Origin of the sequence: Mycobacterium paraseoulense, from assembly GCF_010731655.1 — a bacterium.
Classification (GTDB): domain Bacteria; phylum Actinomycetota; class Actinomycetes; order Mycobacteriales; family Mycobacteriaceae; genus Mycobacterium; species Mycobacterium paraseoulense.
The window spans coordinates 4,764,991-4,786,852 of the sequence record NZ_AP022619.1 but is presented as its reverse complement, the minus strand read 5'-3'; the positions used below and the strand labels follow the sequence as shown (position 1 = coordinate 4,786,852).

The 21,862-nt window shown below is 68.2% G+C and carries 25 protein-coding genes; 9 read left to right on the top strand and 16 right to left on the bottom strand.

Going from position 1 to position 21,862, the window contains the following annotated elements:
- Window positions 1-109 precede the first annotated feature (109 nt).
- A complete protein-coding gene (locus tag G6N51_RS22290) occupies window positions 110-541 on the top strand; it encodes an STAS domain-containing protein (protein ID WP_083172279.1) in 432 nt (143 codons plus the stop codon).
- Here G6N51_RS22290 and G6N51_RS22285 read toward each other — a convergent pair.
- The 7 genes from G6N51_RS22285 to G6N51_RS22255 form a co-directional block, all read right to left on the bottom strand.
- Window positions 528-791 (bottom strand): hypothetical protein, encoded by a 264-nt coding sequence (locus G6N51_RS22285; RefSeq protein WP_083172281.1) that lies wholly within the window; start codon window positions 789-791, stop codon window positions 528-530. The two genes, G6N51_RS22290 and G6N51_RS22285, sit on opposite strands and share 14 nt — an antisense overlap.
- Window positions 788-1,300, bottom strand: a complete 513-nt coding sequence (locus G6N51_RS22280) for a DUF3093 domain-containing protein (RefSeq protein WP_083172283.1) — start codon at window positions 1,298-1,300, stop codon at window positions 788-790. Before G6N51_RS22280 ends, G6N51_RS22285 begins: the two co-directional genes overlap by 4 nt.
- Before the next feature lie 55 nt (window positions 1,301-1,355).
- Window positions 1,356-2,336: a porphobilinogen synthase gene (gene hemB, locus G6N51_RS22275; RefSeq protein WP_083172286.1), complete on the bottom strand. Its 981-nt coding sequence runs from the start codon at window positions 2,334-2,336 to the stop codon at window positions 1,356-1,358.
- A gap of 60 nt (window positions 2,337-2,396) precedes the next feature.
- Complete coding sequence (locus G6N51_RS22270; protein WP_083172288.1) at window positions 2,397-4,055, bottom strand: bifunctional uroporphyrinogen-III C-methyltransferase/uroporphyrinogen-III synthase; 1,659 nt, start codon at window positions 4,053-4,055, stop codon at window positions 2,397-2,399.
- 23 nt (window positions 4,056-4,078) lie between these two features.
- Window positions 4,079-5,023 (bottom strand): hydroxymethylbilane synthase, encoded by a 945-nt coding sequence (hemC, locus tag G6N51_RS22265; protein ID WP_083172471.1) that lies wholly within the window; start codon window positions 5,021-5,023, stop codon window positions 4,079-4,081.
- 13 nt (window positions 5,024-5,036) lie between these two features.
- Window positions 5,037-6,407, bottom strand: coding sequence for a glutamyl-tRNA reductase (locus G6N51_RS22260; protein WP_083172291.1), 1,371 nt, complete (start codon window positions 6,405-6,407; stop codon window positions 5,037-5,039).
- A gap of 102 nt (window positions 6,408-6,509) precedes the next feature.
- Entirely contained in the window at window positions 6,510-6,779 is a 270-nt protein-coding gene (locus tag G6N51_RS22255; RefSeq protein ID WP_083172294.1) for a glutaredoxin family protein, read from the bottom strand.
- 59 nt (window positions 6,780-6,838) lie between these two features.
- Between G6N51_RS22255 and G6N51_RS22250 the strand changes: the two genes are divergently transcribed.
- From G6N51_RS22250 to G6N51_RS22220, 7 genes are all read left to right on the top strand, one after another.
- Window positions 6,839-7,147: a WXG100 family type VII secretion target gene (locus G6N51_RS22250; protein ID WP_083172296.1), complete on the top strand. Its 309-nt coding sequence runs from the start codon at window positions 6,839-6,841 to the stop codon at window positions 7,145-7,147.
- A complete protein-coding gene (locus tag G6N51_RS22245; protein WP_083172473.1) occupies window positions 7,140-7,430 on the top strand; it encodes a WXG100 family type VII secretion target in 291 nt (96 codons plus the stop codon). The genes G6N51_RS22250 and G6N51_RS22245 overlap by 8 nt, the downstream gene beginning before the upstream one ends.
- Window positions 7,431-7,434: 4 nt before the next feature.
- On the top strand, window positions 7,435-9,990 hold the full coding sequence (locus G6N51_RS22240) for a glycohydrolase toxin TNT-related protein (RefSeq protein WP_083172299.1): 2,556 nt from the start codon (window positions 7,435-7,437) through the stop codon (window positions 9,988-9,990).
- A 26-nt stretch (window positions 9,991-10,016) separates the two neighbouring features.
- Window positions 10,017-10,697 (top strand): hypothetical protein, encoded by a 681-nt coding sequence (locus G6N51_RS22235; protein ID WP_232078450.1) that lies wholly within the window; start codon window positions 10,017-10,019, stop codon window positions 10,695-10,697.
- A gap of 237 nt (window positions 10,698-10,934) precedes the next feature.
- Window positions 10,935-11,843, top strand: coding sequence for an HAD family hydrolase (locus tag G6N51_RS22230; protein WP_083172305.1), 909 nt, complete (start codon window positions 10,935-10,937; stop codon window positions 11,841-11,843).
- Window positions 11,844-11,887: 44 nt separating this feature from the next.
- Entirely contained in the window at window positions 11,888-12,397 is a 510-nt protein-coding gene (locus G6N51_RS22225; protein ID WP_083172307.1) for an FAS1-like dehydratase domain-containing protein, read from the top strand.
- A 10-nt stretch (window positions 12,398-12,407) separates the two neighbouring features.
- Window positions 12,408-13,337: a cyclopropane mycolic acid synthase family methyltransferase gene (locus tag G6N51_RS22220; protein ID WP_083172309.1), complete on the top strand. Its 930-nt coding sequence runs from the start codon at window positions 12,408-12,410 to the stop codon at window positions 13,335-13,337.
- 100 nt (window positions 13,338-13,437) lie between these two features.
- Here the strand turns inward: G6N51_RS22220 and G6N51_RS22215 are convergent, their stop codons facing one another.
- The 9 genes from G6N51_RS22215 to G6N51_RS22175 all read right to left on the bottom strand — a co-directional run bounded on the left by G6N51_RS22215 (window position 13,438) and on the right by G6N51_RS22175 (window position 20,948).
- The gene (locus G6N51_RS22215; protein WP_142274988.1) at window positions 13,438-14,526 is read right to left on the bottom strand and encodes a lysophospholipid acyltransferase family protein; all 1,089 of its coding nucleotides are present in this window, start codon (window positions 14,524-14,526) and stop codon (window positions 13,438-13,440) included.
- Entirely contained in the window at window positions 14,508-15,635 is a 1,128-nt protein-coding gene (locus G6N51_RS22210) for an SDR family oxidoreductase (RefSeq protein WP_083172313.1), read from the bottom strand. Before G6N51_RS22210 ends, G6N51_RS22215 begins: the two co-directional genes overlap by 19 nt.
- A 50-nt stretch (window positions 15,636-15,685) precedes the next feature.
- A complete protein-coding gene (locus G6N51_RS22205; RefSeq protein WP_003402602.1) occupies window positions 15,686-15,787 on the bottom strand; it encodes a 30S ribosomal protein bS22 in 102 nt (33 codons plus the stop codon).
- Between the two features lie 157 nt (window positions 15,788-15,944).
- A complete protein-coding gene (locus G6N51_RS22200; RefSeq protein ID WP_046185670.1) occupies window positions 15,945-16,199 on the bottom strand; it encodes a cell division/environmental response transcriptional regulator in 255 nt (84 codons plus the stop codon).
- 139 nt (window positions 16,200-16,338) lie between these two features.
- A complete protein-coding gene (proC, locus tag G6N51_RS22195) occupies window positions 16,339-17,214 on the bottom strand; it encodes a pyrroline-5-carboxylate reductase (RefSeq protein ID WP_174814336.1) in 876 nt (291 codons plus the stop codon).
- A 27-nt stretch (window positions 17,215-17,241) separates the two neighbouring features.
- A complete protein-coding gene (locus G6N51_RS22190) occupies window positions 17,242-18,084 on the bottom strand; it encodes a thioesterase family protein (RefSeq protein WP_083172318.1) in 843 nt (280 codons plus the stop codon).
- A 15-nt stretch (window positions 18,085-18,099) separates the two neighbouring features.
- Complete coding sequence (locus tag G6N51_RS22185) at window positions 18,100-18,942, bottom strand: sugar phosphate isomerase/epimerase family protein (RefSeq protein WP_083172321.1); 843 nt, start codon at window positions 18,940-18,942, stop codon at window positions 18,100-18,102.
- Window positions 18,943-18,966: 24 nt separating this feature from the next.
- The gene (locus G6N51_RS22180; RefSeq protein ID WP_083172323.1) at window positions 18,967-19,935 is read right to left on the bottom strand and encodes a hypothetical protein; all 969 of its coding nucleotides are present in this window, start codon (window positions 19,933-19,935) and stop codon (window positions 18,967-18,969) included.
- The gene (locus tag G6N51_RS22175; RefSeq protein WP_083172326.1) at window positions 19,932-20,948 is read right to left on the bottom strand and encodes a Ppx/GppA phosphatase family protein; all 1,017 of its coding nucleotides are present in this window, start codon (window positions 20,946-20,948) and stop codon (window positions 19,932-19,934) included. The genes G6N51_RS22180 and G6N51_RS22175 overlap by 4 nt, the downstream gene beginning before the upstream one ends.
- Before the next feature lie 128 nt (window positions 20,949-21,076).
- On the opposite strand from G6N51_RS22175, the gene G6N51_RS22170 reads away from it, so the two are divergent.
- The gene (locus G6N51_RS22170; protein ID WP_083172329.1) at window positions 21,077-21,862 is read left to right on the top strand and encodes a hypothetical protein; all 786 of its coding nucleotides are present in this window, start codon (window positions 21,077-21,079) and stop codon (window positions 21,860-21,862) included.

The window sequence follows — 21,862 nt, the reverse complement described above, 5'->3', positions numbered from 1 at the left end:
TGGTGAGAATCGCTTCTTAGCGAAACGTTAGGTGTGGCTTTCAGCCCCCTTAACCTTGGGGTTTAGCGTCAGAAGGCATAGCGAGCGGCACGGAGAATGAGGGGTGCCCATGACGATCGCCGATGTGCTGACACGAGAGCAGAACGGCATCTTCCACTGCGGCGGCGCCCGGGTGCGCGCTTATCGCCGTCAGCTGGCGACCGTGGTGACCATCCGGGGTGAAATCGACGCCTTCAATGCCGAGCAACTCGGCGAGCACATTCGTCGTTTCATCCTCGGCGAGGACCATGTGGTGCTCGACATGGGCGACGTGAGCCAATTCGCTGAGGCGGGCATTTCGCTCTTGGAAACTTTCGACGAGGATTGCCGCGCCGCGGGGGTGCAGTGGACCCTGGTCGCGAGCCCGGCGGTCACCGAATCCTTGGGCGTCGGCGGGACGGAATTGTCGGGCACCCGCTCGGTGCACGAGGCGCTGCACGACGTGGCCGACTCCATCGCCAGGCGTCGCCGGCTCGCCTTGTCGCTGCTCAGGACGTCCTGACGCGCCGCTCCCGGCGCCGCCTGGCGATCCCGACCACCGCGAGCACCCCGGCGCTCGACAGCAGCAGCAGGGTGAGCAACAGCAGCTGGGGGTCGTACACCGTCGAGGTGGTGTACGGCTGCCCGTCGGCGATGGGCGCCACCCCGACCGTGTGATGCGAGCGCGACCAACTCACGCCCGCGCCGACGAGCGCCGCGCAGGCCAGGCCGACTTCGACCAGGGCACGGGTGCTGCCGTATCGGGCGCTCACGGTGCGGACCCGGCGTCGTCGTCACGATCGGCGTCGGTGACATCGGCCGGTTCGACCCGCTCCTGAACCAGCGGAGTCAGCGCCGCGCGGAGCTCACGATGCCGGCGGGCCCACGCTTGTGCGGTGCGATCTCCGGTGAGCTTGAGGCCGATGCCGATCCGCCCGCGGGGCACACCGACCAATTCGCCGAGCGCCCGGGATGACTGCCACCGCGCCAGCTCCTTCCCGGACGCTTCGTGGTGTTCCGGTTCCGGGTACACCTTGAGGATCTCGCGCACCAGGATGGTCTCCGTGCCTTGCCGCAGGGCGTCCTCGGTCAGCTCGACCGAGACGTGGATCCGTGCCGCCTTGACCTGCAACCCGACGAAACCCGACACCAGCACCAAGAAGATCACCGGAATGAGGAAGGACACCGGGGCGCCGCTCCAGACCTCGATCAGGATCATCGCGCCCGCCGCGACCGGGCCCCATGACACCCACCACCAGCTGGAGCCGGGCTCGTAGAACAACCGCCTCGGTTCGGCGCCCCTCGCTGCAGTCTCGGAATTCAACGCAAGCCCCATCTCACGAAAGCCAACCGGCCGCGTCCGCGGCCCAATAGGTCAGCACGATATCGGCGCCCGCGCGGCGGATGCTGGTCAACGATTCCAGGGCCGCCGCTCGCTCGTCGATCCAATTGTTCGCGGCCGCAGCGCAAATCATCGCGTACTCACCCGAGACCTGATAGGCGGCCACCGGTACCGGTGAGATGTCGGCCGCCGCGGCGACCACGTCGAGGTAACTCATCGCGGGTTTGACCATGATGATGTCCGCGCCCTCGTCGAGGTCCAGGCGGATCTCGCGAAGCGCCTCGCGGAAGTTGCCCGACTCCTGCTGGTAGCTGCGCCGGTCCCCGGACAGGCTGGAACTGACCGCCTCCCGGAAGGGTCCGTAGAACGCCGAGGCGAACTTCGCGGCGTAGGCCAGGATCGCCACGTCGGTGTGGCCCGCGGCGTCCAGGCCGTCGCGGATGGCGGCCACCTGGCCGTCCATCATTCCGCTCGGCCCGACCACGTGCGCGCCCGAGTCCGCCTGCGCCACAGCCAATTTCACGTACCTGACCACAGTGGCGTCGTTGTCCACCCGGCCTCTGGCATCCAGGACACCGCAGTGGCCGTGGTCGGTGAACTCGTCGAGGCAGGTGTCGGCCATCAACACCGTGGCGTCGCCGAGGTCCTTGACCAGGTCCCGCAGGGCGAGATTGAGGATGCCGTCGGGGTCGGCGCCGGCCGACCCGGTCGCGTCCTTGTCCTCGTCACGTGGCACGCCGAAGAGCATCAGCCCGCCCACCCCGGCGGCGACGGCATCGGCGGCGGCGCTGCGCAGCGAATCGCGGGTGTGCTGCACGACGCCGGGCATCGAGGCGATCGGCCGGGGTTCGTCGATGCCGTCGGCGACGAACATCGGCAGGACCAGATGCCTTGGCTCCAAAGAGGTTTGCGCCACCAAACGACGCAACGCGGGAGTGCTGCGGAGCCGGCGCGGACGCTGCCGCGGGTAGGCCATCACAGGCTCCCGTGGCGACCCACTGCGCCCGGCTCCGCCGCGCTTGTGATCGCCACCGGCCTAGCGCCTGCGGCTCTTCTTACGCGGCGGTGGCAGCGCGCCCTCGGCGCGCAACCGCGCGGCGTGCTCGGCCAGGGCGTCCACCAGCGGACCGACGGCGGCGGTCTCGGGCTGCACGTCCACCCGCAGGCCGAACTCGGCGGCGGTCTCGGCGGTCTTGGGGCCGATGCAGGCGATGATCGTCCGCGCGTGCGGCTTGCCGGCGATGCCGACCAGGTTGCGCACCGTGGAGCTGGACGTGAAGCACACGGCGTCGAAGCCGCCGGTCTTGATCATCTCCCGCGTCTCCGCCGGCGGCGGGGCGGCGCGCACCGTGCGGTAGGCGGTGACGTCCTCGATCTCCCAGCCCCGTTCGCGCAGCCCCTCGGCCAGCGTCTCGGTGGCGATGTCGGCCCGCGGCAGCAGGACACGGTTCACCGGGTCGAAAATGCTGTCATAGGGCGGGAAGTCGTCCAGCAGGCCCAGCGACGACTGCTCGCCGGCCGGCACCAGCTCGGGGCTGATCCCGAACGCCCGGACCCGGTCGGCCGTCGACTCGCCGACACAGGCGATCTTCACGCCCGAGAACGCGCGGGCGTCCAGGCCGAACTCGCCGAACTTCTCCCACACCGCGCGCACCGCGTTGGTGGAGGTGAACACCACCCACTGGAAGCGGCCGTCGACCAAGCCCTTGACGGCCCGCTCCATCTGTGCGGGGCTGCGCGGGGGCTCGACGGCGATGGTCGGAACCTCGATCGGCAGCGCACCGTAGGCCGTCAGCCGGTCGCTCATCTCGCCGGCCTGGTCCTTGGTGCGGGGCACCAACACGGTCCAGCCGTACAGCGCACGGCTCTCCCACCAATTCAGCTTCGCCCGGCTGGCCACCGTCTTGCCGATGGTCACCACCAGCGGCCCGGTCAACGGGCCCGCCGGGTCCGTCCCGCCCAGCACGGCCGAGTCGGTCAAGCCGCCCAGCGTGGTTTCGATCGACCGCTGCTGGCAGGTGGTGCCGTGCGCGGTCACCACGCACGGGGTGGTCTCGGCCAGCCCGTGATCGATGAGGGCGCGCGCCGCGTCGGCCAGGTGCGACGTGGTGGCCTGCAGGATCAGCGGGCCGGGCGCCGCGGCCAGCGCGTCCCAATCCACCTGCGGGTCGCGGACGTCGGCGACGGTGTGCGACGAACCCAGCGGCAGCCCCGCATAGGTGGGCACGGCGCCCGTGGGAGCCAGGCCGGGCACGATCTCGATGTGCAGGTGGCTTCGCGCGACGGCGTTCACCTCGGTGATGACCGCGTCCACCGTCAGCGGGTCGCCGGCCACCAGCCGCACCACGTCGGCGCCGGCACGGGCCTCGGCGGTCAGCGTCTTGGCCACCTCGGCGGGCTCGCCCAGCGCCGGGCGGATGTCCGGACCGGCCGATATCACCGCGGGTTGCTCCGCACCGCCGGCGGCCCCGCCGTTCCCGGTCGCCGCGTCGGCGGGCGCCGCCGGGCCGGAAACCGGCGGCAGGTCCTTGCCGATCAGCGCCAGCACCGGCTCCGGCACGTCGGGGTCGGTGAACACCAGGGCGGCGTTCGCCAATACCGTGGCGGCCCGGGTGGTCAACAGTCCCGGATCACCGGGACCGGAACCCACGTACGTGATGCGTCCGGGTCTCGGCTTACGCCCTCGCGTCGTCATTGTCGCTCCCACGTCGTTCGAAATTAATTTCCCCGTGCCGGGTCCTGCCGCGCCTCGGCCATGAGTTCACGGGCGCCGAGTTCGAACAACTCCGCGGCGACCGAAACCCCCAGCTCTCGCGCCCGATCGGCGGCGCCGATGCCGGACGCGCGGATCACGTCGGACCCATCCAGCGCCGCCACGCACCCGCGCAGCGACAGCTCTTCGAAGACGCGGCCGTCCTCATCGATGGACTCGACCACCTCCGCGATCGCGCCCACCGGTGCGGAACAGCCCGCCTCCAGTTCGGCCAACAGGGCTCGCTCCGCGGTGACCGACGCACGCGTGTCGGCGTCGTCCAACTCCGCCAGCACTGCCGCCAACCCATCACCGGCGCGGCATTCGACGGCGAGCGCGCCCTGAGCCGGTGCTGGCAACATCTGCACCGGCTCTAGCGTCTCGGTGACATCGTCGAGGCGACCGAGCCGGGCCAGTCCGGCCCGCGCCACCACGATCGCGTCGAGATCACCATTGCTTACCCTGTTCAACCTGGTATCTAGGTTGCCTCGTAGGGGGCGGATTTCCAAACCGAGACCCAATGCTCTAAGCTGCGCCGCCCGCCGCGGGGACGACGTCCCCACCAGCGAACCGGGTGGCAACTCCGCGAGCACCAGCCCGTCGCGCGCCACCACCACGTCGCGGGGGTCGTTGCGGGGCGGTATCGCCGCCACCGTGAACCGCGGGTCTTCCGCCGTGGGCAAATCCTTGTGGGAGTGCACCGCGGCGTCCACGCGGCCGTCGCTCATGGCTTCGCGCAGCGCGGTGGTGAAGGCGCCGACCCCCAGGGTCTCGATGGGCGCCGACGAGCGGTCGCCGGCGGTGGTGACGATCACCAACTCCGCCGGATGACCGTTGGCGATCAAGGCGTCCCTGACGACGCCGGCCTGGGTGGTGGCCAAGAGGCTGCCCCGGGTGCCTATCCGGATCACGTTCGGCAATCGGCTACTCGACCGACGTTTCCGAAGTTCCCGCGTCGAATCCCGTTGATATGACGGGCAATTCGCCTGCGGCGACGGCGTCGACGGCGGTCTGGTCGAGTTCGAAGAGTTCGCGCAACGCCTCGGCGTAGCTGTCCCCGCCGGGGGCGCTGGCCAGTTGCTTGATCCGCACGGTGGGGGCGTGCAGCAGCTTGTCCACCACCCGGCGCACGGTGCGCGCCACCTCCTCGCGCTGGGCGCTCTCCAGGCCGGGCAGCCGGTTGTCCAGGCGCAGCAGCTCCGCCTCCACCACGTCGGCCGCGCGCTGACGCAGCGCGGTCACGGTCGGGGTGACCTCCGCCATCCGCTGCCCCGCCAGGTAGGCGGCGACCTCGGCCGCCACGATGTGGCGCGCGGCGTGGACGTCGGACGCCGCGGCGTGCGCCGACGGCTCGTGCTGCACGCGGTCCACGTCGACGACCCACACACCGGGCAGACCGGCGACGGCCGGGTCCACGTCACGCGGCATGCCCAGGTCGCAGATCACCAGCGGACGGGCCGTCTCGTCGCGGCGCGCGGCGGCCAGCGCGTGGTGCACGTCGGCCAGCGTGACCACCGGGCTCACCGCGCCCGTACAGCTGACCATGACGTCGGCGTCGGCCACCGCGTCGGCCAAGCGGTCGAGTGGCATGGCGTCGGCCCGCACACCGGCCTCACGGATCTTGCGGACCAACCGCTGCGCCCTCGACGACGACCGGTTCAAAACGTGCACATGCCCGATGCCGGCCCGGGTCAGGTGGGCCGCCGCCAGGGCGCCCATCGCGCCGGCGCCGACCAGCACGGCGGCCTTGTCGTCCAGGCCGCCCAGCCGGCGTTCGGCCATGCTCAAAGCGACCGACACCACCGAGGCGCCGGCCGCGTCGATGGCGGTCTCCGAATGCACCCGCTTCCCCACCGACAGCGCCCGCTGGGCCAGCTCGTGCAGCACCCGGCCGACGGTGCGATTGGTTTCGGCGGTGGCGTACGCGCGACGCACCTGGCCCAGGACCTGCTGCTCACCGATCACCGCGGAGTCCAGGCCGCTGGCCACCGCGAACAAATGCTCGACGGCGGCCTCGCTGTAACGGACGTACGCGTATTTGGTCAGGTCCCCCATCGACATTCCGGAGTGATCCGACAACACCTGCCCGATTGCGGCCAGCCCGCCGTGGAACGCGTCCACCACCGCGTAGACCTCGACCCGGTTGCATGTCGACAGCACCATCGCCTCGGTTACCAGCGGCGACTGCAACACCCGGTCGACGATCTTGCCCTGATCGGACTCGTCGATGGTGAGTTGTTCCAGGACGGAGACCGGCGCACTGCGGTGCGAAACCCCGAAAAGCAAGACGCTCACGGCAGCATCACCTGGCCAGCTCCCTTGCTTCCTCCAGTAATTGAACTGGTTTCCAAGGTAATCGTTGAACAGGTGGGCTACCAAATAATGGCCCGGTCGTCCTCATCGAGCGAGATCCGCACGCAGCCGGGCCTCGTCGAGGTCCCAGTAGCTGTGCTCGCGGCCGTCGAGCAGGATCACCGGCAGCCGGTCGCCGAACTCGGCCCGCAGCGCCGGGTTGCCGGCCGCCGCAGCGGTGTCGACGTCGGTCGTCGACAGGTCGAAGCCCAGCTCGGGCGCCAGTTCCGTCAGCCGGTCATGGACCCGCTCGCAGATGGTGCAGCCGTCGCGGGTCAGCAGCTCGACCCGTGGTCGGCCGGTCGCTTCAGTCATGGGCTCCAGTGTCGCATCGGTGACTTGTGAGCCCACCTACCAGGCGTTATGTTCCGGTTATGGCCGACGAGACGCTGCGCGTCGATCCGGTGGTGATGCAAAGCCACGCCGCCTCCATCGGTGGCGCGGCCCAGCACCTTTCGGCCGAGCTGGGCGCGCTTGACGATCAAGTGGGCCAGCTGTTGGGCGGCTGGCAGGGCGCGGCGGGGACGGCGTATGCCTCGGCGTGGGAGCTGTGGCATCGGGGCGCTCGCGAGGTGCAACAGGGCTTGTCGCTGTTGGCGCATCTGGTGGGCCAGGCGGGCGAGGGCTATCAGAGCAACGAGGCAGGGTCCGCCCAGGCGGAACGGGCGGTGCGTGGTGGCTGAGGCGTTTCGGGTCGACCCCCAGGGGTTGGCCGATGTGGTGCAGCGGATGGCGGCGTTTCAACGCTACGCCGAAGACATGATCACCGAAATCGATTCTCGTGTAGCGCGTTTGCACACCACCTGGACGGGCCAGGCCGCGACCGCCCATGCTGAGGCGCATCGGCACTGGGTGCGCGGCGAGGCGATGATGCGCGAGGCGTTGGCGCAACTCGAAAAGGCAGCCACGACAGCGCACGGCAACTACACCGGGGCGATGTCGACGAATCTCGGTATGTGGTCGTGAGCGGATGGCGCCGCTGGCGTGTGACCCGGTAGCCCTGGACCGCGCCGGTGCCACGGTGCTCGCCACCGGTGAGTCCCTGGGATCCGTGATCTCGTCCCTGACCGCGGCGTTGGCCGGCAGCGCCGGCATGGCCGGTGACGATCCGGTGGGCGCAGCGCTGGGCCGCAAATATGACGGTGCAGCGGCCAAGCTGCTCGAGGCGATGGCCGGCACCCGCAGTGGGCTGTGCAGCATCGGCGACGGGGTGCGGGTGTCGGCACACAACTACGCCCTGGCCGAGGCGATGTCGGATGTCACGGGCCAGGCCGCGGGCCTGCCGACTCCGCAGGTGACCGCGCCGCTGACCGTCGGGGCGAAGCCGCCGTCGGCGGTGGGCGCCGGCAGCAGCGCCCCGGCGGGTTGGAGCTGGGTGGCCCCGTACATCGGAATGATCTGGCCCACCGGCGATTCGGCGAAACTGCGCGCCGCCGCGGCGGCGTGGACGACCGCGGGCGTCAACTTCATGACCACCGAGATCGCGGCGGGCGGCGGCACCATGGCCGCCATTGGCGCCCAGCAGATACCGGAGGCCGCCGCAATCAACAAGGCGTTGGCGGATGCCTCCGACGCCACGATCAACGTCGCACGCCAGTGCCAGGAGATTGCCGCACAGCTCACCGGCTACGCCGCCAAGATCGACCGCGTACATGCGGCGATCCTGGATCTGTTGTCGCGCATCTGTGACCCCATGACCGGGATCAAAGAGGTCTGGGAGTGGCTCACCGACGAAGACGAAGACGAGATCAAGAGGATCGCCGACGACATCCGCACGGTGATCGGCAACTTCGCCCAGGAAGCCGAGACGCTGGGCAATCAGATCAACGCCGCCATGACGGCGGCCGTCGCGACGGCCGAAGCCATGGGCCGGTGGACGGGAAAGGAATGGGACCACTTCCTGCACGGCACCTCGGTGGGCAGAGTCCTCAACCACGTGGGCCAGAGCCTGAAGGGTGTCGGAGTGGAGGGCTACGGGTTCCTCGAGGATTTGCAGAAATTCAGCCTGAACCGGCTCCAAACCGATCCGGTGGGCTTCGCCAAAGACGGCGCCGACATGGTTGCCGGGGAATTGCCCCTGGTGGGTTTGGGCCCCGACGGTGGGCCCGGCGTCGTCGAGTCCTGGAAAGCGCTGGGTAAGCAGGTCACCCACTGGGACGAGTGGGCCGAGCACCCCGACGAAGCGTTCGGGAAGACGCTCTTCGACCTCGGAACTTTGGCGCTGCCCGGCGGGCCGCTGTCAAAGCTCGGCAAGCTCGGGCGCGGCCTCGGCGATGTGGTGAGAGGAGCGCGGACGCCGCGCCTGCCGGACGGCGTGAAACCGCCCCCGGTCAAACCCCCGGCCGAATCACCCCCGGCCGCGCCAAAGCCGCCGGAATCGGGACAACCCGCACCCCCGGGCAAGCCGGAACCAGGCAAGCCCGCGCCTCCCGCCGCCGGCAAGCCCGCACCCGGGCCCGCTGACGGCCCCCTCCCACACAGCCCGACGGAATCGAAGCCACCGGTCGGCGAGGGACCTCGCAGCGGCGAACCGAAACCAGCCGGGGTGCCCTCAGAACCCGGGGGCAGGCCACCGGTGCCCGCGCCGGCCGAACAGACGCCGCTGCCCCACTCGAAACCGGCTGAGCCGGCGCCGGCCCACGCGCCGCCTCCTCCCGGCGGCGAACCGGCCGCGCCGGCTCCCGGCGCGGGCCTCCCATCGCCACCGGAGCCGCACCTGCCGGCCCCGCCGTCCGTGCCCATGGGCGGGGCGCCCGCCGAAGTACCTCCCGGCCTGGGTGAGGTACCCCACGGCGGGGAACCGGGTGGGCACCCGCCGGAGATTCACGGCGGCGCCCCCCACGATGGCGGCCCGCTGCCCGGGGATGGCGGATCGACACATCCGCCTGGCGAGGGCGGACCGCATGATGCCGACAGCCGCGGACAACACGACGGCATACCTTCGGACGATCCGGCCGATAGCCATGTACCGCACACGACGCCGTCGGATTTGCCGCCTTGGCGACAAGCCCAGCTAACGCTTGCCGAATCGCCGGAAAGGCTCGTGCAGGATCTAATAGAACACGGCTGCCCGCGGGATCTTGCTGAATCAGCGTTGCGGAGCCCCTACTCGGGAATGTCCACCCAGGACATTTTGGATAACTTCTGGAACCATGCTGAAGGGACTTGGAAGTGGCCGCCGGAGAATGGCTTCGCCGATGGAAAATGGGAAACCGCCCGAAGCATTCCAAAGAATATGTGGTTGGATAGAATCGGAGAGGTCAGCAACCAAAGAGGCGATTTTATGGGAGCGGTCGGCGACAGTTACCCCGAGCGTGGCCTGGCCCCAGGCTCATCTGGGGATTATAATCGATTCCAGGGCACAGGCAAGGAATTGCCTGCAGACTGGGAGGTCAGGTACGGAAATGTCGCGGAGGCATTCGGTCAGCCCGGCGGAGGAATCCAGTGGGTAGTCTATGACACTAAGAATAAAATAACTGTGCTGATTGATACCTTGCTTGAAGACGGTTATCTGCGCCGACCGTAGGCGGCCGACGAGGAGGAACCTCCCTAATGAACACGCAATTTGGCGGCACAGCCGCTTCCGAAGAATTCGCAGAGCTAGCGTCCTATTACGACCTTTGGCGCAGGCTTGCGAACTCAGTAGGCAGAGGCCCATACGAAGAGCCCGACTGGCATGAGGGCAGTTTGTACCTCCGTTCAGATTATTGGGACAAGATAAGAGAATGGCCCCAATGGGCCGAATTTGGCGATTGGTCCGCTTGGGTTATTGCGCCGATGCGTGGAGGTTGCTTCCGCGTGTTACGGTCGTTGAAGCACGAACGCGCCGCCCAGCGATCCGAAGAAATTACCGCTATATTTTCGCGTTTTGTTGATGCAGGAAAATACGTGATCTTGCGGATGGGAGACAGCCTTCGCAGCGGCCTCCGACTGAATACGCTATTTATTCAATGGGACGATCGGGGCCTCAACCAGCAATTAGAAGTCGGCCCGGCAGGCCCAGACGTAATAGACTTGTTGTGTACAGAGATGCCCTCCCTCGATAAGGAGTCCGTCGGACGGTATCTCAAGCGTTACACGCTCAAGGGCGACCTCGACTCGTTTGCATATACGTTCCCTTCGGAAGAACCGAGGATGGAGGTCCTTGCTTTGTCATTCGAAGAGCTAACTGCAGCGCTACTCGACGGCATGCCTAAAAGCATCACTTCGATGGCCGGGTTCGGTGAAAGTTAGACGTCCAATTAGACAGGAGAGAATGGACTCCCGTCGGAATGATTCATCGTCAACGTCTCGCGGACTCAGCGATCAAGACCACCCAGCCCGCCGAACGTGACGCTAGCTTCACGCTCGGCGCGCAACGTGAAGCTAACGTCACACTCGGCATGAACCACTCCCCGCCCCCTCCGGATAGGGTTGAACACCGGGACCCACTGGGTCGCCAGGCAACACAGCGATCTAGGAGGTTTGGCGATGACTTCCTCTGGCCCGGTCAACGGAGACGCCAGTCGGGTTGACCTGGAGTCGCTCACCGCCGACGCCAGCGCGGCTCGCGCGCTGGAAGGTCTGCGGGCCGAAACCGCCGCCGACGAGGATCGCCCGCAGCCGCCGATCGACCTGACCGCGGCCGCCTTCTTCGATGTGGACAACACGCTGGTGCAGGGCTCCTCGGCCGTGCACTTCGGCCGCGGGCTGGCGGCGCGCAACTACTTCACCTATCGCGATGTCCTGGGCTTCATCTACGCCCAGGCCAAATTCCAGATCCTCGGCAAGGAGAACAGCAACGACGTCGCCGCCGGCCGGCGCAAAGCGCTCGCTTTCATCGAGGGCCGATCGGTCGAGGAGCTGGTGGCCCTGGGCGAAGAGATCTACGACGAGATCATCGCCGACAAGATTTGGCCCGGCACCCGCGAGCTCACCCAGATGCATCTCGACGCCGGCCAGCAGGTATGGCTGATCACCGCAACGCCCTACGAACTCGCGGCGACCATCGCCAGGCGGCTCGGCCTGACCGGCGCCCTGGGCACCGTCGCCGAATCCGTCGACGGCGTATTCACCGGCCGGCTCGTCGGCGACATCCTGCACGGGACCGGAAAGGCGCACGCGGTGCGGTCGTTGGCGATCCGGGAGGGGCTCAACCTCAAACGCTGTACCGCCTACTCGGACAGCTTCAACGACGTGCCCATGCTGTCGCTGGTGGGCACCGCCGTCGCCATCAACCCCGACGCCCGGCTGCGCACCCTGGCCCGCGAACGCGGCTGGGAGATCCGTGACTTTCGCACCGCCCGCAAGGCCGCGCGGATCGGGGTGCCCTCGGCGTTGGCGCTGGGAGCGGCCGGCGGCGCACTGGCCGCGGTGGCATCCCGGCGACAATCGCGCTGATAGGCTGCGCCGCTGAGACTATTCGAGCGGAGAGCGACAGCGGCATGACGACCCCCAAAGAGGCCGAAGGACTCATCGGCAGCCACTACCGGGCACCGGATTATTTCCTGGTCGGACGTGAGAAGATCCGGGAGTTCGCGCTCTCGGTCAAGGACGACCATCCGACGCACTTCAGCGAGGAGGAAGCCGCCGCCGCCGGGCATGACTCACTGGTGGCCCCGCTGACCTTCCTTGCCATCGCCGGACGGCGCGTGCAGCTGGAGATCTTCACCAAGTTCAGCATTCCGATCAACATCGCCCGGGTGATCCACCGCGACCAGAAGTTCAAATTCCACCGGCCGATTGTGGCCGGCGATAAGCTGTATTTCGACACCTATCTCGACTCGGTGATCGAATCTCATGGCACCGTGCTCGCGGAGATCCGCAGCGAAGTCACCGACGCCGATGGGGAGCCGCTTATCACCAGCGTCGTTACGATGCTCGGGGAAGCCACAACTCAAGCTGACACTGACGCAACAGTGGCCGCGATTGCATCCATATCAGCCGGAAAGTAGGGTCGAATCAATGACTTCACAGGGGGAATCGGGTAGCACCCAGCTGAAGCCGCCGGTCGAGGCGGTCCGATCCCATTACGACAAATCGAACGAGTTCTTCAAGCTGTGGCTTGACCCGTCGATGACCTACAGCTGCGGCTACTTCGACGAGAATCCGGACCCGCAGAATCTGACCAAGACGCTGGAAGAGGCGCAGTACGCGAAGCGCAAGCTCGCGCTGGACAAGCTCAACCTCGAGCCCGGCATGACGCTGCTCGACATCGGCTCCGGCTGGGGCTCGACCATGCGGCACGCGGTGGCCGAGTACGACGTCAACGTCATCGGCCTGACGCTCAGCGAGAACCAATACGCCCACTGCGTGGCAGAGTTCGAGAAGATGGACAGCCCCCGCCGCAAGGAGGTGCGGATCCAGGGCTGGGAGGAATTTCCCGGCGACGTACCGATCGACCGCATCGTGTCGCTGGGCGCGTTTGAGCACTTCGCCGACGGAGCGGGCGACGCCGGATACGAGCGTTACGCCACCTTCTTCAAGAAGTACTACGACTTGCTGCCCGACGACGGCCGCATGCTGCTGCACTCGATCGTCGTGCCCTCCGCCGAAGAAGGCAGGGCGATGGGCTTGCAGGTGAACATGACCCTGCTGCGGTTCATCAGCTTCATCTTGAAGGAGATCTACCCGGGCGGAAAGTTGCCCCAGGTCGACCTGGTCGACAAGTACTCGACTGACGCGGGCTTCAAGATCGAGCGACATCACTTCATCGGCAAGAATTACGTCCCGACGCTGACCGCCTGGGGGGACGCCCTCGAGGCGCACAAGGAAGAGGCGATTGCCCTGAAGGGGCAGGAGACCTACGACATCTACTTGAAGTACTTGCGGGGCTGCTCGGACCTGTTCCGCGACGGCTACACCAACGTCTGCCAGTTCACGCTGGTCAAGTAATTCGCCCGAGAACGCCCCGGAAGCCATTGGCTCCGGGGCGTTTTCGCGTCAATAGAATGGGCCGGATCGCGAAGCGATCGGAGCCAGAAAACGAAGGATTTCAGCCGAAGAAGATGTTGCGACGGCCCGCGAGCAACCTGTACAGCGTCTGCTGGATGGTCTCGCGGACCTGATCGGTCACCTCGAAGGTGACCATCGGGTCGTCGGCGTCCGAGGCGGCGTAGTCGTTGGTGTAGATCGGCTCGCCGAACGCGATGCGCCATTTCGACGGCAGCGGCACCAGGCCGGCCGGGCCGGCCAGCGGGAACAGCGGCGTGATCGGGAAGTAGGGCAGGCCGAACAGCCGGGCCAGCAACTTCACGTCGGTCAGCATCGGGTAGATCTCTTCGGACCCGATGATCGAGCATGGGATGATCGGCGCCTTGGTGCGCAGCGCCGCCGTCACGAAGCCGCCGCGACCGAATCGCTGCAGCCGGTAGCGGTCCTCGAAACGCTTGCCCAAGCCCTTGTAGCCCTCGGGGAACACGGCGGTCAGCTCGCCGGCGGCCAGCAGCCGGTGCGCGTCCGTCGTGCAGGCCATGGTGTGGCCGGCCTTGCGGGCGGCTTCGCCCACGACGGGCAGGTCGAACACCATGTCGGCGGCCAGTAACCGCAGGTCGCGCTGCGCAGGATGCTCGTCGTGGACCGCGACCGAGAGCATCAAGCCGTCGAACGGCAACACCCCGGCGTGGTTGGCCACCACCAGCGCGGCCCCGTCGCTGGGCAGGTTTTCGACACCGCTGACCTCCACCCGGAACCACGACCGGAAGAAGAACCTCAGCAACGGCCGGACGATCGCGCTGTTGAAATGCGGGTCGAAGCCGAACTCGTCGACGGTGTAGTCACCCGTGATCCGCTGCCGCAGGAATCCGGCGACCGCGGCGACGCGTTGGGCCAGTTCGTTGAGCGGGGCCTCCGCCGAGCCCGCGGCCGTGGCGCGACGGTGCTCATCGATTTCGCGGACGACGGCGGCGATCTGTTCGGCCGACGCCCCGCCGTGGGGGTCCCCGAGCAACGACGGATGCTGGCGAGATGCCTCCGCGCGCTGATCGGCCCTCCGTCGCGCTCCTACCCGGCCCCGATTCGTGTGCAGTGGAATGACATTGGCTCTGGATTCACCCGCCACGATACCTACCTGACCCCACCCCATGGAACTGGATTTCGGCTACCCCAGCGCTGAGCTAAAGATATGGCGCGACCTTCCAAGGAGCGTACCCGATGCGGGTCGATAATGGGAGTCATGCCGCGACCACGGACGTAGTCGTCGAAAGCCTCGGCCGTCGTCCATTTCGGCTGGTAGCCGAGCTCTGAACGCATCCGGGTGGTGTCCATGACGCGGCCGTAACTCAGGTAGGCGAACTGATCGCGGCTGATCTCGTTATAGCGATTGGCCCGCCTCAGCGAATCCAGCGCCCAGACACCAAAACCGGGAACCGGCAAGGGAATTCGCCCCGCCCGGCGGATCGCCTGCGACAGCATGATGATCCCGTCGGCGCCGATGTTGAACGTGCCGGCCTTGCCCGCCATCGCCGCGCGCTCCAGTGCGCCCAACGCATCTTGCTCGTGCAGCAACTGCAGCCGCGCGTCGCGGCCGAACATCGTGGGCACCAACGGCCCGGCCAGGTACCGCGAGAGTGTCGTGTCCATCGCCGGGCCGATCATGTTGGCCAACCGCAGGATCGTCACGGCGATATCGGGCCGGCGCCGTCCCAGGCCGCGCGCGTAGCCCTCGATGTCCAGGCTGTCCTTGGCGAAGCCGCCGCGCAGCGGCCGGCGGCTGGTGCTGTCCTCGGTGAACATCACCGGGTCGTGCGCGCTGGACCCGTACACCTCGGACGTCGACTTGAGCACGACGCGGCGCACCGACGGCGCCTTCTGGCAGGCCGCGAACAGCTGCATCGCGCCCATGACGTTGATTTCCTTCAACGCCGCGGTGCCCCCGGACCGCGGGGCGTACGACGCCGCCGCCGCATGCACCACAGTGTCGACGTCGCCGTTACGAATCACCTTGGCGATGAAGGGATTTCGGATGTCGGCCCGAACGAACTCGGCGCGGCCCATCCGGCGCAGCATGTCCTTGCTGGGCGCGATCGCGTCCACCGCGATGACCCCTTTGATCATCGGGTTCTGCGCCAGCCGAGCGGTCAGGTAGCCGCCCAGGAACCGGCACGCACCGGTAACCAGCACGATTTTGGGATAATGCACCGTGGTGCTCGCGGTGTCGCCGGTTCCGGCGCCTTCCCCACTGGACTGATCCACCCAAACAGCCTATCGACCGGGAGAGACCGCAGCGTGACGCCGCGGGGGCCCTACTTGCCGAGTTTTCTGCGCTGCACCCGGGTGCGGCGCAACAACTTGCGGTGCTTCTTCTTCGACATGCGCTTGCGCCGCTTCTTGATTACTGAACCCATGAACTCCGCTATCTGACCCGTGACCTGCTTGCAGGATTGACCCGGACACTTTACCCGGCGGGGCGCACCGAACACCAAACCGGCGTCACGACCGCCGGGTAGCCGCGAAGCGCATGGCTGGCCGGCTGCGCGCGCTCAGCGCGCGGCCGGATTCGGGTCAGCCCGCGTCGAAGTAAGACGTCTCGAGCATGTCGTGCACCGCCTTGGCATGCACGCGGAACGACCGCCCGACCCTTACCGCAGGCAGCTCGCCGTTGTGCACCAGCCGGTACACCGTCATCTTCGAGACCCGCATCAACGCCGCGACCTCGGCGACGGTCAAGAATTGTGTCCTGCCCTGCTGACCTTCGCCGGAACCGGTGTCCCGCTTACCAGCAGAATCTCGCGCCGATGGCCCGTTCGTAGACGTCATCGCAACCCAATCGTGTCAGGCCCGCGCAATGCCAGCGGCTTCCCCTCCGCTGGCCCCACACGTGCATACAAAGAGGAGAATAGCGGGACTAATGGGGTTACTGGTACTGGTGGGGGACAATCAGTTCAAAATTCTTGGATTACTCCGATGTAATTCTTAGCTGCTCAGAGCGTGTTTTCGCGGCCTGAATGGCCGCGTCGACGGCCGCCCGCAGGCCGCCCCTTTCCAGCTCACGAAGGCCGGCGGCGGTGGTGCCACCAGGCGAAGTGATGGTCGCCCGCAGCTGGGTCGGGGCGGCGTCGACGCGCAATCCCGGCGCCTCCCCCTCGCCCGGCCGCCGCTCGGCGTCCATCCGTTCCAGCAGCATGGCCGCCGACCCGGCCATCGTCTGCGCCGTCAGGTCGGTCGCCACCTCCCGGCTCAGACCCGCGGCCACGCCCGCGTCCACCAGGGCCTCGACCATCAGGAAGAAATACGCCGGTCCAGACCCCGAGAGCGCGGTCACGGCGTCCATTTGGGCTTCCGGCACGGTCAGCACACCGCCGACGGAGTCGAACAGGGCCGAGACGCCCTCGAGCTGCGGGGCGGTGACGAACCGGCCCTTGGCCAGCGCGGTCACCCCCGCACCGACCAATGCCGCCGCGTTGGGCATCGCCCGGACCACGGGCGTGCCGGCGGGCAGCTTCGACTCGAAGTACGAGATGCTGATCCCCGCCGCGACCGTGACGAACACCTGCTCGGCGGTGTCGCTCTCGGACGCGCCCGCCGCCCGGGCCAGCTCGGCCATCACCGGCTCGACGTCGCCGGGTTTCACCGCGACCACGACGAAGGACGCGTTCTCCACCGCATCGGCCACCGAGGTGATCAGCACGGAATAGGTGGCGGCCAGATACTCGGCGCGCTCGGGCACCCGTTCGGCCACCACCAGGTCTTTGACCTGACGGCCCGCGCGCAGCAGACCCGACAGCAGCGCCTCCCCGATGCTGCCGCCACCGACGATCGCGATTCTTGCCATGCCCGACAGCATCGCAGACAGCGGCGGCTACCCGGCGGCAGGGACCAACGCCAGTTGGCGGGCTTGCACCACGAGGCGGCCCAGGCTGTCGACGACGGTGTGGTCCTCGTCGAACCAGTCATGCCCGATCTCGGTGCACGTCGCGATGATTCGCAACCACCCGTCGGCGGGCAGGCCGCGCAGGAACGCGGTCAGCTGGACGGTGGGAGCCCAGCCCGTGCGTTCGACGGCGAAGGTCACCGGCGCCGACAGATCCCCGCACATGAGCGCGAACAGCGCATCGGGGGCCACGCCGCGGGGGCGCGCCCACATCTGGATCACCGGTGGGCCGCCGTCGGCGGACGTTCCCAGGGTCGAGAGGACGGGTCGCACGTCGCAGCCCTCGCCCAGGTGCACCAGGCCGGCCAGCGGGTGGCCGGGCCCGATCGGCGCGATGTCGTCGGGTGGCTCGGGCGCCATCAGCTCCACCACCGGATTGGCCGACAGCAGCGGCTTGGCGGCGCCGTCGGGTGGAAAGTGCTCCGGCTGACCCAGATTGACCACGGCGTGCACCGCGGTGCGGTCGCCCTGGGTGAGCTCGACATCGACGACGCTGATCCGGCGGCCGCGCTTGCGGATCGAGGTCACCAGCCGCATCGGACCCGGATCGGGTGCCCACAGGAAGCTCGCCGACACCGCGACAGGTTGCTGGACCGGTTCCAGGCCGGTCGACTCCCCGTCGCAGGCGCTGCGGGCGGCCTTGGCGCACAGCGCCAGCATCGCGCCGCCGTGCACCTTGGGGCCGATGGTCCAGTGCTTGTCGAGTTCGCCCGCAAAGACGCCGGGGTCAACCTCCCGCAAGGCCATTGCGGTGGTGAATAGCGCGTTCATGGTCTCCTGGATTTGTCAGCGCAGCAGGTGCGTGCGGGCGAACTGCAAGGATTCGGCGAGCATGCTCTCGCGCTCGTTGGCGCTGCGCGCGCTGGACGTCGACACCTCCAGAATGACGTGGCCGGCGAAGTGGCTGCCGGCCAGCATCTGGCACACCTCGGCGGTCGGTTGCGTGCCGCGTCCGGGCACCAGGTGCTCATCGGCGGGGAGGCCGCTGCCGTCGCACAGGTGCAGGTGGACCAGCCCACCGCCCATCCGCTGCGCCATGTCCAGCGAGTCGCTGCCGGCGGTCGCGGTGTGGGACAGGTCGAGCGTGTAGTGCGCGTGGTTGCCGTCCAGCGGGTCGTAGGAGGGCGCGAACGCCGATATCGCCGGGCCCGGACCGCCGCCACGCCGGCGCATCCGCTCCAGCGACTGGCCCGACCCGAAGAACCGGTCCGCCCGGAACGGGAACATGTTCTCGACTGCGATCAGCACGTCGCTGGACGCCTCCAGCTCGGCGACCTGGTCGCTGAATCCCTCGGCGTAGCGACGCTGCCAGCGAAACGGCGGGTGCACGACGACGGTCTGCGCGCCGAGCTGTTCGGCGGCCCGCACGCTGCGGTCCAGCTTGGGAATCGGGTTGGCGCCCCACACCCGCTGGGAGATCAGCAGGCAGGGCGCATGCACGGACAACACCGGTACGCGATAGCGCCGGGACAGCTTCTGCACGGCGTCGATGTCCTGGCTGACCGACTCGGCCCACACCATCAGCTCGACCCCGTCGTAGCCGAGCCGGGCCGCATACTCGAACGCGGCCTCGGCCCGCAACGGGTAAACCGAAGCCGTGGAGAGTCCGACTTTGATAGCTGGGCGCAACGGTCTATATGGTTCCGGGTCCGCCTAGCCTGACTGCAACGACAGCGCCAACGGGCCCAGGGTGATCAGCGCCCCCACCGCCACGGCGATCAGCGTGCTGGCGATGTCCTCGGTCTTGCGCACCACCCGGACGCCGACCACCAGGCCGAGGATCACCAGCACCGAGAGCACCAAGGCCACGATGCTGTTCCAGCGCCACAGCTGGTCGAAGGCGACGAACAATCCGGCGCCGAAAGCGACCGCCAGGATCGACTGGAATACGACCAAGCTGCCGCGCCACAGCGCCTCGAACCGGCCGGCCGCCGGGTGGACGTCGGTGGCCGCGGCCTCGTCCTCGCGGTGTTCCTCGTCCGGCCGGGCGGCCCAGCCGCTCGCCGGGGCGAATCCGGCGGCCAGCGGATCTGCGTCCTCGTCGGCCTCGTCGGTTTCGGTCTGCAGGTAGGACCGCACGTAGGCGGAGTCCTCCAGCGCGGGTTCGGCGTCGCGCACCTCCGAATCCATCACGTCGACCGGGAGGTCGGTGTAGTGGTCCAGCGGGTCGGGGTTCATCCCCTCGGCACCGGATTGGCCGGTGCCGTTGGTCTCCCCCGCCTCGAGATGGCTCAGGGGCCGCGGGTAAGCGCTGCGCTCCGGCCCGGGTGCCTTCTTGGGCTGCGGTGGCGACTTGGGCCAGCGCGGCTCGGGCTGCGACCAGAACGCGGCGGCGGGCCTGTCCTCGGTTTGCTGCTCGGGCGCGGCCTGCTCGGCGACACGTTCCTCGGCGGCCGGTTCCGCGCCCCGCTGTGCGGCCGTGCGCGGGTCCTCGTCGTCGTCGCGGATGACGGGGATCTCGCCGGTCAGCTCGGCGACGGTCACCGCGTCGCTATCGCCGCGCCGCCGGCGCCGCCGCCGCGTCACGGCCGGGGCGCCGATCGTTCCATTCCTGGCCAGAAGTTCGGCCACCGAAATCGGCCGAGTGCCGGGGCTCTCGGTCTCGGAGTGTGGTCCGGTCATCCTTTGTCGCCTCTCGATCGGTTGCCGTCCCGATCACCTGCCTGCCCTCCAGCATCGCGCACGGATCGCTTCATAAGGGGCGTTCCGTCGGCTTCGCTGTCGAGTTTGCGCAAGATGAGACCTTCCCGTAACGCCCACGGGCAGATATCCACCTGTTCAATCGACAGCGCTCGCATACTCGCCTCCGCCACCAGCGCACCCGCCACGATCTGCGGCGCCCGCTCGGCGCTCACCCCCTCCAGTTCTGCCCGGTCGGCGGTCGTCATCCTAGAGATGAAAGATATGAGTTGCCTGAGGCCGTTTGCTGTGAGCGTCCTTTTCGCCCGCGGTCCGGCGGCCGAGGGCGCCGCGCCGGTGAGCCGCGCCAACGAGCGGAACGTCTTCGACGTCGCCACCGCCAGGTCGGGTGGGCCGGCTTCGAGCACCGTTACTGCCGAGTCGGCCAGCTCGGCGTCCAGCCAGTCGCGCAGCATGCCGACCCGGCGGCGGCCGGGCGGATCGTCGGGCAGCCATTCGCGGGTCAGCCGGCCGGCGCCCAGCGGCAGCGACAGGGCCACCTCCGGCTCCTCGTCGACGCCGCTGGACATCTCCAGCGAGCCCCCGCCGATGTCGAGGTTGATGATCCGCCCGGCGCTCCACCCGTACCACCGGCGCACGGCCAGGAAGGTCAGCCGCGACTCGTCGACCCCGCTCAGCGCCTCCAGCTCGACGCCGGTCTCCTTGCGGACCCGGGTGAGCACGTCGTCGGAGTTCACCGCGTCGCGCAGGGCGGACGTCGCAAACGCCATCAGCTCGGCGCAGCCGGAGCTGTCCGCGATCTTGGCGAACTCGTCGATCGTGGAGATCAGCTTCTCCGCACCGCGCTTGGTGATCTTGCCGGAGCTGTCGATCGACTCGGCCAGACGCAGCGTGGCCTTCGTTGAACTCATGGGCGTGGGGTGCCCGCCACGGTGCGCATCAACCACCAGCAGGTGAACCGTGTTGCTGCCCACGTCGAGCACGCCCAATCGCACGGAAAACAACCTAGTCGGACATGGGCGGGCCCCGCGTTGCGGCCCGCGCAGGAGCTTGCCGACGTCGCGCGGTCGGGCCCCGAGTGTCAGCGGCTCGGAGAGCCGGAATCGTCGTCTAACGTGGACCCGTGGCGAATTCCTACCCCGAGCCGGGACACGAGGTCGAGCTGGACTTCGCCCGTGAGTGGGTGGAGTTCTACGACCCCGACAATTCCGAGCACCTGATCGCGGCCGACCTCACCTGGTTGCTGTCCCGGTGGACGTGTGTGTTCGGCACGCCCGCCTGCCACGGCACGGTGGCCGGCCGCCCGGACGACGGATGTTGTTCGCACGGGGCGTTCTTGTCCGACGACGACGACCGCGCCCGCCTCGACGACGCCGTGAAGCAGCTGACCGACGAGGACTGGCAGTTCCGCGAAAAGGGCTTGGGCCGCAAGGGGTATCTGGAACTCGACGAGCATGACGGGACACCTCAGTACCGGACCCGCAAACACAAGGAAGCCTGCATCTTCTTGAACCGGCCGGGCTTTCCCGCCGGCGTCGGATGCGCGCTGCACAGCAAGGCCCTCAAGCTGGGCGTCGCGCCGCTGACCATGAAGCCCGACGTGTGCTGGCAGTTGCCGATCCGGCGCAGCCAGGAATGGGTGACGCGGCCCGACGGCACCGAAATCCTGAAAACCACTGTCACCGAATACGATCGGCGCGGCTGGGGCTCCGGCGGCGCCGACCTGCACTGGTATTGCACCGGCGACCCGGGTGCCCACGTCGGCGCCAAGCAGGTGTGGGAGAGCATGGCCGACGAGCTCACCGAGCTGCTCGGCGCCAAGGCGTATGCCGAGCTGGCCGCGATGTGCAAGCGGCGCAGCAAGTTGGGCCTCGTCGCGGTGCACCCGGCGACCCGCCTCGCCGACTAG